Genomic DNA, 13,250 nt, shown 5'->3' with positions numbered 1-13,250 from the left:
GAAGCATGACACCCACCCAGGACGAGATCGCGACGGCGCCGAAGGTCTTGTTGCACGACCACCTCGACGGCGGGCTGCGACCCGAGACGGTGCTGGAGCTGGCGGCGGACGTCGGTTACGAGCTCCCGGCCGGAGACGCCGAGAGCCTGCGGTCGTGGTTCGTCGACTCGGCGTATTCCGGGTCGCTGGAGCGCTACCTCGAGACGTTCGCGCACACGGTCGGCATCATGCAGACCAGGGAGGCGCTGACCCGGGTGGCGGCGGAGTGTGCCGAGGACCTCGCCGCCGACGGCGTCGTCTACGCGGAGGTGAAGTACGCGCCGGAGCTGCACGTCGCCGGCGGACTGAACCTGGAGGAGGTCGTCGAGGCGGTGGAGGCGGGGTTCCGTCTCGGCGAGTCGCGGGCGGCCGCGGCGGGCCGGCCGATCCGCGTCGGTTCGCTGCTGGCGGCGATGCGCCAGGCGGCCCGGTCACGCGAGATCGCCGAGCTCGTCGTGGAGCACCGTGACGCCGGCGTCGTCGGCTTCGACATCGCCGGGGCGGAAGCGGGGTTCCCTCCTACCCGGCATCTCGACGCGTTCGAGTTCCTGCAGCGCGAGAACGCGCACTTCACCATCCACGCCGGTGAGGCGTTCGGGTTGCCGTCCATCTGGGAGGCGCTGCAGTGGTGCGGGGCGGATCGGCTGGGACACGGCGTGCGCATCGTCGACGACATGACGGTCGCCGCGGACGGGACGGCCACGCTGGGACGGCTGGCGGCCTACGTCCGCGACAAGCGCGTCCCGCTGGAGCTGTGTCCGTCGTCGAACATCCAGACCGGCGCGGCGGACTCCATCGCCGAGCACCCGTTCGGCCTGCTGGCGAGGCTGCGCTTCCGGGTCACCGTGAACACCGACAACCGGCTGATGAGCGGGACGTCCATGTCGCACGAGTTCGCGCTGCTGACCGACGCGTTCGGGTACGACCTCGACGACTTCCAATGGTTCACGGTGAACGCCCTGAAGAGCGCGTTCATCCCGTTCGACCAGCGCCTGGCGCTGATCAACGACGTCGTCAAGCCCGGGTACGCGGCGCTGAACGCGAACCGCGCGTTCGCCCACGTGCGCGCGCCGTCGTCCTGATCGGGCGAGGCTCAGCCGCCCTCTTTCGGCATGATGATCCACAGCGCGATGTAGACCAGCACCTGGGTGCCGGGCAGGATGCACGAGGCGATGAAGATCACGCGCATCGTGGTGGTCGTGGTGCCGAACCGCCGTGCGAGTCCGGCGCACACACCGGCGATGATCTTTCCGTCGCGGGGGCGGACGAGGTTCCGTCGGCCCGAGTGATTCAGGCTCATGGTTCAACGGTAGACCTGTGCGCGGCGGCGTTCATCCCACTCGTGGATGGCCGTCCCCCGAGGTCGGAGTTCAGGGCATCCCGGACGGCGCCTCGGTTGCGGCCCTGATGGCGGCCCGGACACCGTCGGCGCCGACCGGCCGGGCGCCCAGCGTCAGCTGACGACGGACGAGCGCCCGCTCTCGCCGGGCCAGGCCGATGCCGCGGCGTACGAGTGTCAGCGGTGGTTTGCGGCGCTCGGCGAGGTCGCGTGCCAACCGGCGGAGAAAGTTCTTCCATGGGCTGCGGCGCACGACGAGGGCGTCGGCCAGGATGCCGCGCTCTCGACACGCCGCGACGATCTCGCCGGCGAACAGCCCTTCGGCCACGATCACCGCGGCCGCGCCCACGTCGACGGTGTGGCTGCCGGTGGCGCTGTCGACGCTGATGTCGTAACTGGGAATCTCGGCGGTGCCGGTCCGGCACAGGTCGGCGAGCGTGTCGCAGGCGCGTTCACCGTCCCAGGCGCGCGGGTCGTCCCAGTCGATGATGCCCAGGTCGGGATCGCGTGGCATGCCGGGGTGGTCGCCGTCGTGGTAGAAGTCGTCGAGGTTGACCACCGGTAGCCCGCTTTCGCAGGCGAGCCGGGACTTGCCACTGCCGGACGGACCCGCGAGAAGAACGACTCGACGCACGACAGACAATTGTCGCACGGAGCAGGCGTCCGGAACGGCCGACTATACCCGCCCCGGGTATACACTCGAGGGGCGCGATCCGACGAACCCAGGAAGGGGCTGACCGTGGACGACATGCCGCAGCTGGATCGGCACGCCGACGAGCACGGTGGCACGCACGGCTACATCCACCGCAAGGACGACTACCTGAAGCGGCTGAGCCGCATCGAGGGTCAGGCCCGGGGACTGCAGCGGATGGTGGACGACGAGAAGTACTGCATCGACATCCTCACCCAGGTCTCGGCGATGACCAAGGCGCTGCACTCGGTGGCGCTCGGGCTGCTCGAGGAGCACCTCAGTCACTGCGTGCTCGAGGCGGCGCGCTCCGGCGGGCCGGAGGCCGACGAGAAGGTCAAAGAGGCCTCCGACGCCATTGCGCGACTCGTGCGATCATGACCGACCATGGATGCGGACACGTCCGGGGCGTCGTCCTCGTCCGCCACCGACGACGCTGATCCCGGCGACGACACCGTCGCGGCGCCGGGCCGCCGTCTGCGCGCTGTTGAGCCTGCCGGTCGTGGCCCTGACGACGATCCCGGCCCTGCGGTTCACGTCGTGGCAATGGCTGTCGTTGGCATTGACGGCGGTGGTCGTGCTCTGGGGCGGTTGGGACATTCACCGGACCACGTGGACGAACCTGCGCCACTACGTCTACACCCGGGACGTGCCCGTGTCCCTCGGCACGTGGCTCGCGCTCGGATGGTCGGTGTACATGCTCGTTTTCGGCTCCGCCGGCGAGCCGGGGACACATGGGTTCGAGCTCACGGTGCCGCGCACCGACGGCGAGCCGGCGATCTACTTCGGCGCCGCCGGCGGCCTCACCACGGTGGTCGTGGCGGGACGCTACCTCGACTGCGGGTCGCGGCAGCGCTGGCGGCGTCATCCGTTCCGGAGTCCCTGGCACAGGTCACGATGCGTGCCGAAGACGAGGGTGACACGGTTGTCTTCGTCGGCTGGGACGGCGCCACGCGCGGCGTGCTCGTCGTCGCCGACATCGTCGACGAGACCGCGGCACGAGCCGTCGCCGAACTGCGTGACCTCGGTCTGAACCCGGTACTGCTGACTGGCGACGACGAGTCGCCCCCGTGGTCGGTGGCCGAACAGGTCGGCATCGACGAGATCGTGCCGGAGATGCTGCCGGCCGGACAGCTCGAGCCGGTCGCCCACCTGCACGAACGCGGCGCGGTGGTCTCCATGGTCGGCGATGGTGTGAACGACACGGCGGCCCTGGCCGGATCCGACCTGGGACTGTCCATCGGCACGTGCCCGGACGTGGTGCCAGAGGAGCAGGACGTCACGCTCGTGCGCGGCGACCTGCGGACGGCCGCCGAGGCCGTCCGGCTGTTCCGGCGCATCCTTTCCATCGTCAAGGCGAACGAGTTCTGGGCGTTCGCGGTCCACTTCGCGGCCCTGCCGTTGGCGGCGACGGGAATGCTGAGCCCGCTGGCCGCGGTAGCGGTGACGGCGATGTCGGCTGTGGTCGTGGTGGTCAACAGTCTCCGTCTGCGCTGGTTCAGGGCTTCGGCGCCACTGACGTTCCGTTGCAGTTCGCGGGCCCGGCCTCGTCCACCGACGTCACCGGTCGGGCAACGGCCGAAGATCGGTGCATGAGCGCAGCGACGCGAAATCGCCGGACATCTGCTCGGCATCAGCACCGGTGACGAAGTCGGGCAGTCCGTCGGAGCCGATCCGCGCCGGCGTCCAGGTGGCGTCGGTGACGCCGGTGCCGTCGGCCGTGACGGTGAGCACGCCGGTGGGCGACGTCGTCGGGCTCTGCGTGTACCAGGCGAAGTTGCCCAGGCCATAGGCGACGTAGGTGCCGTCGAGCGTGCCGGCACCCTGAAGGCGGTGCGCATGGCTGCCGACGACGACGTCCGCGCCGGCGCCGGCGAGGGCAGAGGCAAGATCGCGCTGGCTGTCGCTCGGGCAGCGCTCGCCCTGGACGCCCCAGTGCAGATAGACGGCCACGACGTCGGCCGTGTCGCGTGCGTGCCGGACGGCGGCGAGCAGCCGTGCGGGGTCGAGCGCCACCGCGACGCCTCCCGACGACGCGGTGGCCGCCCAGTGCGCCGTCGGATCCGCGGTCGGGTCGTCCGGCAGTGACGCGCCGAGCACGGCGACCGTCGTGCCGCCCACCTCGTGCAGTGCCGGGGCGAAGGCGTCGTCGGTGTCGCGGCCGATGCCGACGACGTCGATCGCGGGCTCCCCGGTTCGCGCGTCGTCGGCGGCCGCCAGGGTGTCGGCCAGGCCCGCGGCGCCGAAGTCGAGCCCATGGTTGTTCGCCATCGTCGCCACGTCCACCCCGGCCGACGCCAGAGCCCGCAGCGCGGACGGCGGCGCCTGGAAGGTGTACCGCTTGTCCGCGGCCGGCCGCCCGGAGTCGCCGATGGACGTCTCGAGGTTGGCGACGGTCAGGTCGGCGGCCGACAGCGCCGGTTTCGCGGGGGCGAGCGCGTCGGCCGGGTCGTCCAGGCGGGCGCGCAGCTCACCCTCGAAGTGGATGTCACCGGCGAACGCGAGAGTGACCGGCGCCGGGGCGGGTGGAGACGGGGAGGTTCGAGACGAGGCGGGTGGCGACGCCTCGGGTGGCGCCGGTGCGCGCGGAGACGGGGACGTGGTGGCGGGCGTCGTCGAGGGCGATGCCGGGCCGGTGTCCGGCGGCCGCGTCGTCGACTCGCCGGGTGCGGTCGGCCGCGCGGCCGTGTCGTCCCGCCCGTCGCCGGCGCACCCGACGGTGACGAGTCCGGCCGCCGCGAGGCTCGCCGCGACCCGCACCAGAGCCGGTCGCCGGTGTGCAACCGTTCGGCCAGCCATGTCTTCGAGGGTATGGCCGGCGGCCACGTGGCACGCCAGTGGATGGTTGGCGCGACGCGCCCGACGTGTCGGTTGTTGCGCGGTACTGCGCATAACGGAATACTCTCCCTCGCGCAGCAAAGGAGGGACGCCATGGACACCAGCCAACTTCTCAAGGGTGTGCTCGATCTCGCCGTGCTCTCCGTTCTGCGGGACGAGGACGGGTACGGCTACGACGTGGTCCGGCGCCTGCGGGTCGCCGGCCTCGACGAGGTCGGCGACGCCTCGGTGTACGGGACGCTCCGGCGGCTGTACCGTGCCGGCGCGTTGACCACCTACGTCGTGCCGTCCGAGACCGGCCCGCACCGCAAGTACTACAGCGTCAACGGAACGGGGCGCGACATGCTCCGGCGCTCGTCGAAGACGTGGCGCGAGTTCGCGGGGGTCATGTCCGGCCTGGTCGACGAGGAAACGGAGGCAGCGTGAGCGATCCGCAGAGCACTGCGCACCCGGCCGTGGTGGCCTATGTCGCGGCAGTGCGCGACGAGCTCGGCGACCTGCCGCCCGAAGAGGCGGCCGAGATCGTCGAGGACGTGCGTGAGCATCTCGACCAGGTGGCCGCCGAGTACGACGGTGCGGTGACACACGCTGAGCTGGTCGACCGGCTGGGTGCGCCGGCGGAGTACGCCGCGGAACTGAGATCGTCCGCCGGGCTCGCCGAACCGGAGCCGGTCGCGCAGCCGTCGCGTGCGGCGTTCGGCCGCCGGTTGCTCCGGGTGATGGCCTCGGCGTTCATCGTCGCGACCATCGGTTTCGGGGCGATCGCGGTGGTCGACACGGTGTTCAGCCTCAGCGGTGCGCCGGCCATGTTCGCCGGGCCGGCCGTGGTCGCCTTCGTCGCGGCCACGGCATGTGTGCTGTTCCTCGGGCTGGGGCAGGTCCGGCCGCTGGACGAGTTGCGCCGCCTCCCTGGGGCGGGACGGGTGGACGAGGCGCTGCGTCAGCTCCGGGCGATGCCGTGGGGCCAGCCCGCGATCGAGTTCCTTGGCTCGTTGCAGACCGCGTGGTGGGTGGCCCGAGCGGCTGTGGTCGGTGCCGCGGCCGCCTATCTCGGGTCACTGCCGCTGGGCGCCGCGGTGTTCCTGCTGGCGCTGGCCGTGTCCATCCGTTTCGGCCGGCTGACCCAGTCGAGCGGCGTGGGCGGGCAGCGGCAGCTGGCCGTGTACGGCGCGAACGCCGCGCTCGTGGTCGGCGGCGCCGTCGTCGCGCTGGCGATCTTCGACTACGTGCAGCAGCGGGACGCGTACCTGGACGCCGTGGCGGACGACGCGTACACGGACGAGTACCCGTACGGCGAGCCGTACCAGGACGGATTTGGCGGGCCGGACGGGCTCCCGGTCGACAACATCTTCGCCTACGACGCCGACGGCGCCCTGCTCGAGAACGTGCGCCTCTACGACCAGAGCGGGAACCCGATCGTTCTCCCCGAATCGGAACCGTGCTACGAGGGCGCACTGCCGGAGGAGACGTTCGTGGTGACGAACCCGTGGGGGACGAACGTGTACCCGCGGCTCACCTACCAGGTGGACGAGCGCGGGGAGTGCGGGGAAGCGACACTGGACGCACCGTTCGGCTCGCACCTGCCCACGCCGCCCGCCGCCGACCCGGCCCCGGACGGTGCGGGCGAGGGATCGGCGCTCGACGCTCCGCGGTCGCCCGGTGCCGGGACGGCGACACCACCGCCCCCGGCGAAGGGCTCGTGACCGGACGGGTGGTGAGGCGGTGTGCGTCCATGGTGCGGACGGGCATCGGCGAGCGAGGAACGAGCGAGCCGCGGGCGAGGACGCGCACCGCCCCACCACCCCGCCAGGGACCATCTGCCCGGCCGGTGGCGTCAGATGCCGACCGGATGCCAGACGGTCTTGGTCTCCAGGTGGGCGGTGATGCGCTCGAGGCCGGGCTCGGCGGTCCAGTCGGGCTCGGCCCCGGGCGCGCGGACGACGCGCTTGAGATTCTCCGCGGCGGCGAGCTCCAGCTCGTGGGCGTGCTCGGTGTCGCCGGCGGCCCCGGCGAGGTCGATCGCGTTGACGTCCATGTGCGAGGCCAGCGCGGGGGCGGTGTCGCCGACCCGGCCGGTGAGGACGTTCACGACGCCGCCGGGCACGTCGGAGGTCGCCAGCACCTCGCTGAGTGTGATGGCCGGCAGCGGCCGCTCGTACGACGCGGCGAGCACGACGGTGTTGCCGCTGACCACGGCGGGCGCCAGCACCGACACCAGCCCCAGCAGCGACGAACGCTGCGGCGCCAGTACCGCGACGACACCCGTGGGCTCGGGAACCGAGAAGTCGAAGTAGGGCCCGGCGACGGAGTTGCTGGAGCCGACGACGTGGGCGATCTTGTCCGCCCAGCCCGCGTACCAGACCCAGCGGTCGATCGCCTCGTCGACCGCCTTCTCCGCGCGCTGGCGGGCGAGGCCCTCGCCGCGGGCGACCTCGTCGACGAACTGGGCGCGCCGGCCCTCCATGACCTCGGCCACCCGGTAGAGCACCTGCCCGCGGTTGTAGGCGGTGGCGCCGGACCAGCCGGGGAACGCCTTGCGCGCGGCGGCCACGGCGTCTCGTGCGTCCTTGCGCGACGCCCAAGCGGCGTTCGCGAGGAACTCGCCGGCCGAATCCGCGACCTGGTAGGAGCGTCCGGACTCCGACCTCGGAAACTTCCCGCCGATGGCGAGCTTGTAGGTCTTCTTCACGGCCAGCCGCTCGCTCATTTCTCCTCCGTGTTCAGGTACGACAGCAGGCCGTGCCGGCCACCCTCGCGGCCGTAGCCGGATTCCTTGTACCCGCCGAACGGCGACGCCGGGTCGAACTTGTTGAACGTGTTCGCCCAGACCACGCCGGCGCGTAGCTGTTGCGACATCCACAGGATCCGCGAGCCCTTCTCGGTCCACACACCGGCCGACAGCCCGTACGGCGTGTTGTTGGCCTTCTCGACCGCCTCGGCCGGGGTGCGGAACGTCAGCACGGACAGCACCGGACCGAAGATCTCCTCACGGGCGATGCGGTGTGCCTGCGAGACCCCGGTGAACAGGGTGGGCGGGAACCAGTAGCCGCGGTCGGGAAGCTCGCACGCCGGTGACCACCGCTCGGCCCCCTCCGTCTCGCCGACGTCGGAGAGCTCACGGATGCGGGCCAGCTGCTCCGCGGAGTTGATCGCGCCGACGTCGGTGTTCTTGTCCAGCGGGTCACCGAGACGCAGCGTGCCGACGCGGCGCTTGAGCCGGTCGAGGACCTCGTCGTACACGGACTCCTGGACCAGCAGCCGGGAACCGGCGCAGCAGACGTGGCCCTGGTTGAAGAAGATGCCGTTGACGACGCCCTCGACGGCCTGGTCGAGCGCGGCGTCCTCGAACACCACGTTGGCGGCCTTGCCGCCGAGCTCCAGGGTCGCCTTCTTCGAGGTGCCGGCGACGCTGCGGGCGATGGCCTTGCCGACGTCGGTGGAACCGGTGAAGGCGACCTTGTCGACGTCGTCGTGCTCGACGAGCATCCGCCCGGTGTCGCCGGCCCCGGTGATGATGTTGACGACGCCGGGCGGGAGGTCGGCCTGCTGGCAGATCTCGGCGAACAGCAGCGCGGTCAGCGGCGTGGTCTCGGCCGGCTTCAGGACGACGGTGTTGCCCGCCGCCAGCGCGGGCGCGATCTTCCACGACAGCATGAGCAACGGGAAGTTCCACGGGATCACCTGGGCGGCGACACCGTACGGCCGCGGCGCCGGGCCCGCTCCGGCGTACTGGAGCTTGTCCGCCCAGCCGGCGTAGTAGAAGAAGAACGACGCCACCAGCGGCACGTCCACGTCACGGGACTCGCGGATGGGCTTGCCGTTGTCGATGGACTCGAGCACCGCGAGCTCGCGCGAGCGCTCCTGGATGAGCCGGGCGATGCGGAACAGGTACTTGCCGCGGTCGCGCCCGGACATCGTCGACCAGGTGTTCTCGTACGCGGTGCGCGCGGCGGCGACGGCACGGTTCACGTCCGCGGCGCCCGCTTCGGCGACGTCGGCGAGAACCTCCTCGGTGGCCGGGTTCACCGACTTGAACGAGGTGCCGTCGACCGGGTCGACGAACGTGCCGTCGACGAACAGGCCGTACGAGCTCTTGATGTCGACGATCGCGCTGGACTCCGGCGCCGGCGCGTACTCGAACTTCGTCATGAAAGCATCAGGCCGCCTCGGTCGAGCGTGGTGCGTCGTTTCGTCACGCTCCTCAGCGTAGACGCTCACGTGGACCAGATTCCTTTGGCGGTGTGGGATGATCTGTTGACACAGCACGAGCCCTGCCGAGCTCGACCGTCAAGCGGAGTCCGAGGCCCTAGGCTAGTCGAGCGTGAAGTAGTCCGGGCCGGCGTAGCGCCCGGTGGCCAGCTTCTGCCGCTGCATCAGCAGGTCGTTGAGCAGGCTGGACGCGCCGATCCGGAACCAGTCGGGGTCGAGCCAGTCCTCGCCGGCGGTCTCGTTCACCACGACGAGGTACTTGATGGCGTCCTTGCTGGTGCGGATGCCGCCGGCGGGCTTCACGCCGACCTGCCGTCCGCTGGCGTCACGGAAGTCGCGCACCGCCTCGAGCATGACCAGCGTCACCGGCAGCGTCGCCGCCGGCGAGACCTTGCCGGTGCTGGTCTTCACGAAGTCGGCCCCGGCGAGCATGGCCAACCAGGACGCGCGCCGGACGTTGTCGTAGGTGGCCAGCTCGCCGGTCTCGAGGATGACCTTCAGGTGCGCGGCCCCCGCCGCCTGCTTGACGGTGGCGATCTCGTCGAAGACCTGCCGGTAGTGGCCCGCGAGGAAGGCCCCACGGTCGATGACCATGTCGACCTCGTCGGCGCCGGCGGCCACCGCCTCACGGGTGTCGGCCTCCTTCACCGCCAGGCTGGTTCGGCCGGACGGGAACCCGGTCGCGACGCTGGCGACCTTCACCCCGCTGCCGGCCAGCGCCTCCGCGGCCACGCCCACGAGGTCCGGGTAGACGCACACCGCCGCCACCCGGGGCACGTCACGGTCGGTGGGGTCCGGGCGCAGCGCCTTGGCGCACAGCGCACGGACCTTCCCCGGCGTGTCCTGACCCTCGAGCGTGGTGAGGTCGATCATCGAGATCGCGAGGTCGATGGCGAACTGCTTCGCCGTGGTCTTGATCGACCGGGTGGACAGCCCGGCCGCACGGGCCTCGGCCCCGACCTCGTCGACGCCCGGCAACCCGTGCAGGAACCGGCGTAGGGAGGCCTCGGACGTGGTCACGTCGGCGAGGTGCGCATCATCGAGCGCGGACAGCACAGTCACCTTCCCGAGTCTAGGTGCCATGGAACCAACCAGGCGGTCCGTCCTGTGGTGCCGCGTCCGCCACCAGTGGCGGTAGCTGTACGGCGGGCATTCGTCGAGCGTGACGATTCGCGTCTGCCGACCGTCGGCGTTCCACCACTCACCCCGCCGTCCGGCATCAGCACGGTGAAGCGCAGTTCGCACGTGGCCACGGCTCGGTTGATGACCGACCACCGCGGCGACGACCGGTTCCTCTCGATGCGTTCGATAGCGGAGTGCGCGAGCCGGGCGCGCTCGGCCAGAGGCCGGAGACGGGCCAAGTGTCAGCTCGCTGGTGCGGTGACGGCGAGAACGCTGTCACCGCACCAGCAGCCGCAAAGGTACCCCGGCGACGTTCGTAGGCGCAGCGCACAGGCACAGCGGCCGTGGACCTTGACACGATCCGGGCGATCGGACGTCGATCCCAGCCGACGCCGAGATACCACCCGAGCCCACGACTCTCGGCTCACAGGCCGAGTGAGGCGGCCACGTCGGCGCGGAGCATGTCGAGGCGACGCCGGGCGATCGACCGGGCGGCGGTCACCGTGCCTCGGACGTCGACGATCACCTCGAGATAGCACTTCAACTTGGGCTCGGTGCCGCTGGGGCGTACGACGACGCGGGCGCCGTCCTCGGTCAGCAGGCGCATCCCGTCCGTGGGCGGAAGCTCGCCTGCGCCGTCGGCAAGGTCGTCCACCGCCGTCACCAGCGAACCGGCGAGCCGGTCGGGCGGAGCCTGTCGCAGCCGCGTCATGGCCGCGGTGATCAGCGACAGGTCGTCGACCCGCATGGAAAGCTGGTCGGTCAGGTGCAGGCCGTGCCGTACGGCCAGCTCGTCCAGCAGCTCCCACAGCGTCCTGCCGGCCGCCTTGGCCCGTGCGGCGAGCTCGGCCACGAGGACCGCCGCGGAGATACCGTCCTTGTCGCGTACCAGGTCGGGCGCCACGCAGTATCCGAGGGCCTCCTCGTAGCCGTACGTGAGGCCGGGCACCCGCGAGATCCACTTGAACCCGGTGAGCGTCTCCGTGTGCTTCAGGCCGTGCGCCGCCGCGATCCGGCCCAGCAGCCGCGACGAGACGATCGAGTTGGCGAGCACGCCGTCGCGTCCCCGGGCCGCCAGGTGCTCACCGAGCAGTGCGCCGACGTCGTCGCCGTGCAGCATCCGCCAGGTGTCGGTGCTGTCCGGTGCGGGCAGCGCGACGGCACACCGGTCGGCGTCCGGATCGTTGGCGATGACGATGTCGGCGTTGATGTCCTGGGCCAGCACGACGGCGAGGTCGACGGCGCCGGGCTCCTCCGGGTTCGGGAAGTTGACCGTCGGGAAGTCCGGGTCCGGGTCGGCCTGCTCCGGGACGGTGTGCACGTCGGCGAACCCGGCGCGGCGCAGCGCTTCCAGCGTCGTCGTCGCGCCGACCCCGTGCAGTGCGGTGTGCACGATGGTGACGTCGCCGGTGCGGTCCTCGCCGACGATCCCGGCCACCGATTCCAGATACGCCTCGACGACGTCGGCGCCGACCTCGCTCCACCCGTCCGGGGCCATCTCGACGGCGGAGACACCGGGGACGGCCTCGATGTGCGCGGTGATGTCCGCGTCGGTCGGCGACACGATCTGCGATCCGCCGTCCGGCCCGCCGAGGTAGACCTTGTAGCCGTTGTCCTGCGGCGGGTTGTGGCTCGCGGTGACCATGACGCCGGCGTCGGCATCGAGGTGGCGCAGCGCGAACGCCAGCAACGGCGTCGGAAGTTCGCGCGGCATCACCAGCGCCTTCATGCCCGCTCCGGTCAGGACGGCGGCCGTGTCGTCGGCGAACGCGCGAGAGCCGTAGCGGGCGTCGTAGCCGATGACGACGCGGTGCCGGACGCCGTCGACGGGGGTGCGCGCGGCCCGCAGATAGCCGGCGAGACCAGCCGCGGCGCGGATCACCACCGCGCGGTTCATCCGGTTCGGCCCGGCTCCGAGCGCGCCCCGCAGCCCGGCGGTGCCGAACTCGAGGAACCCGGCGAAGCGGTCACTGAGCTCGGCGCGCGCTTCGTTGTCGCCGTTCTCCGCGTCGTCGATCAGCCCTTGCAGTTCGGCACGGGTCGCAGCGTCGGGGTCGTCGGCGAGCCAGGCGTGCGCTCGGTCGATCACGTCCTGCATCGACACCATAACCTCCCGGCGGACGGGCCACGCCCGCGTGACTTCGGCAGACCCTCATGGTGACAGAGCCGTCACCGGCAGCGGCGTCAGCCGAGACGAGGGATGATCTCGGCGAGCAGGGCGCTGATCCGCGGGCCGGCCTCCCGGCCCGCCTCGAGGACCTCCTGGTGGCTCAGCGGGGTGGCGCTGACACCGGCCGCGAGGTTGGTGACCAGGGACAGCCCCAGGATCTCGAGGCCGGCCTCGCGTGCCGCGACGGCCTCCAGCGCGGTGGACATGCCGACCAGGTCGCCGCCGATCCGGCCGGCGAAGCGCACCTCGGCCGGAGTCTCGTAGTGCGGGCCGCGGAACTGGACGTAGACGCCCTCGGCAAGCGTCGGGTCGACCTCGCGGGCCACGGCACGCAGCCTGGCCGAGTAGAGGTCGGTCAGGTCGACGAACGTCGCGCCCTCCAGCGGTGACGTCGCCGTCAGGTTGATGTGGTCGCTGATCAGCACCGGTGTGCCGGCCGGCCATTCCTCGTGCAACCCGCCGCAGCCGTTGGTGAGCACCAGCGTCCGTGCCCCGGCAGCGGCGGCGGTGCGCACCCCGTGCACGACGGCACGCACGCCGCGTCCCTCGTAGAGATGCGTGCGGGCTCCGAGTACCAGCGCATGCCGTCCGGTGTCGCCGATGCGCACGGATCGGACGGTGCCGACGTGCCCGGCGACCGACGGCGCCGCGAACCCGGGGATCTGCGAGCTGGGTAGCTCCGCGACCGTCTCGCCGACGAGATCGGCGGCCGCGCCCCAGCCGGAGCCGAGGACCAGCGCGACGTCGTGGTGCTGGACACCGGTCGCGGCGGCGATGTGGTCCGCGGCGGCCTGTGCCTGTGCTCCGGCGTCCTCGGTCGTGCTCGTCGTCTCGTCCACGCCGGG

At 71.5% G+C, this 13,250-nt stretch carries 13 protein-coding genes; 5 read left to right on the top strand and 8 right to left on the bottom strand.

All coding sequences use genetic code 11. From position 1 onward, the window contains the following. The first annotated feature begins 5 nt into the window (after positions 1 to 5). Positions 6 to 1,121, top strand: coding sequence for an adenosine deaminase (locus CLV30_RS12865; protein WP_106537615.1), 1,116 nt, complete (start codon positions 6 to 8; stop codon positions 1,119 to 1,121). 11 nt (positions 1,122 to 1,132) lie between these two features. On the opposite strand, the gene CLV30_RS12860 is transcribed toward CLV30_RS12865, so the two are convergent. Together CLV30_RS12860 and CLV30_RS12855 are read right to left on the bottom strand one after the other, a co-directional pair. After that, entirely contained in the window at positions 1,133 to 1,339 is a 207-nt protein-coding gene (locus CLV30_RS12860; protein ID WP_106537614.1) for a PspC domain-containing protein, read from the bottom strand. Between the two features lie 70 nt (positions 1,340 to 1,409). Next, positions 1,410 to 2,012, bottom strand: a complete 603-nt coding sequence (locus CLV30_RS12855; protein ID WP_205740685.1) for a uridine kinase family protein — start codon at positions 2,010 to 2,012, stop codon at positions 1,410 to 1,412. Between the two features lie 114 nt (positions 2,013 to 2,126). Between CLV30_RS12855 and CLV30_RS27545 the strand changes: the two genes are divergently transcribed. Together CLV30_RS27545 and CLV30_RS26460 are read left to right on the top strand one after the other, a co-directional pair. Next, a complete protein-coding gene (locus CLV30_RS27545) occupies positions 2,127 to 2,447 on the top strand; it encodes a metal-sensitive transcriptional regulator (RefSeq protein WP_106537694.1) in 321 nt (106 codons plus the stop codon). Positions 2,448 to 2,963: 516 nt separating this feature from the next. Further along, positions 2,964 to 3,662 (top strand): HAD-IC family P-type ATPase, encoded by a 699-nt coding sequence (locus CLV30_RS26460; protein ID WP_165358543.1) that lies wholly within the window; start codon positions 2,964 to 2,966, stop codon positions 3,660 to 3,662. Here the strand turns inward: CLV30_RS26460 and CLV30_RS12840 are convergent. Next, positions 3,627 to 4,865: a CapA family protein gene (locus tag CLV30_RS12840; RefSeq protein ID WP_129710940.1), complete on the bottom strand. Its 1,239-nt coding sequence runs from the start codon at positions 4,863 to 4,865 to the stop codon at positions 3,627 to 3,629. The two genes, CLV30_RS26460 and CLV30_RS12840, sit on opposite strands and share 36 nt — an antisense overlap. 132 nt (positions 4,866 to 4,997) lie before the next feature. Between CLV30_RS12840 and CLV30_RS12835 the strand changes: the two genes are divergently transcribed. Next, entirely contained in the window at positions 4,998 to 5,330 is a 333-nt protein-coding gene (locus CLV30_RS12835; protein ID WP_106537611.1) for a PadR family transcriptional regulator, read from the top strand. Further along, positions 5,327 to 6,607, top strand: coding sequence for a DUF1700 domain-containing protein (locus tag CLV30_RS12830; protein ID WP_106537610.1), 1,281 nt, complete (start codon positions 5,327 to 5,329; stop codon positions 6,605 to 6,607). The genes CLV30_RS12835 and CLV30_RS12830 overlap by 4 nt, the downstream gene beginning before the upstream one ends. Positions 6,608 to 6,738: 131 nt before the next feature. Here the strand turns inward: CLV30_RS12830 and CLV30_RS12825 are convergent, their stop codons facing one another. The 5 genes from CLV30_RS12825 to CLV30_RS12805 all read right to left on the bottom strand — a co-directional run bounded on the left by CLV30_RS12825 (position 6,739) and on the right by CLV30_RS12805 (position 13,244). Then, positions 6,739 to 7,611, bottom strand: a complete 873-nt coding sequence (locus tag CLV30_RS12825) for an aldehyde dehydrogenase family protein (RefSeq protein WP_106537609.1) — start codon at positions 7,609 to 7,611, stop codon at positions 6,739 to 6,741. Further along, positions 7,608 to 9,053, bottom strand: a complete 1,446-nt coding sequence (locus CLV30_RS12820) for an aldehyde dehydrogenase family protein (protein WP_106537608.1) — start codon at positions 9,051 to 9,053, stop codon at positions 7,608 to 7,610. Before CLV30_RS12820 ends, CLV30_RS12825 begins: the two co-directional genes overlap by 4 nt. Positions 9,054 to 9,215: 162 nt before the next feature. Further along, on the bottom strand, positions 9,216 to 10,169 hold the full coding sequence (gene deoC, locus CLV30_RS12815; protein ID WP_420841981.1) for a deoxyribose-phosphate aldolase: 954 nt from the start codon (positions 10,167 to 10,169) through the stop codon (positions 9,216 to 9,218). 490 nt (positions 10,170 to 10,659) lie between these two features. Further along, positions 10,660 to 12,342: a phospho-sugar mutase gene (locus tag CLV30_RS12810; RefSeq protein WP_106537606.1), complete on the bottom strand. Its 1,683-nt coding sequence runs from the start codon at positions 12,340 to 12,342 to the stop codon at positions 10,660 to 10,662. Between the two features lie 77 nt (positions 12,343 to 12,419). Continuing rightward, a complete protein-coding gene (locus CLV30_RS12805; RefSeq protein WP_106537693.1) occupies positions 12,420 to 13,244 on the bottom strand; it encodes a purine-nucleoside phosphorylase in 825 nt (274 codons plus the stop codon). Positions 13,245 to 13,250 lie beyond the last annotated feature (6 nt).

Source organism: Haloactinopolyspora alba (assembly GCF_003014555.1).
Taxonomy (GTDB): Bacteria; Actinomycetota; Actinomycetes; order Jiangellales; family Jiangellaceae; genus Haloactinopolyspora; species Haloactinopolyspora alba.
Note: the sequence above shows the minus strand (reverse complement) of the source record. Positions and strands in the feature narration are given on the sequence as shown.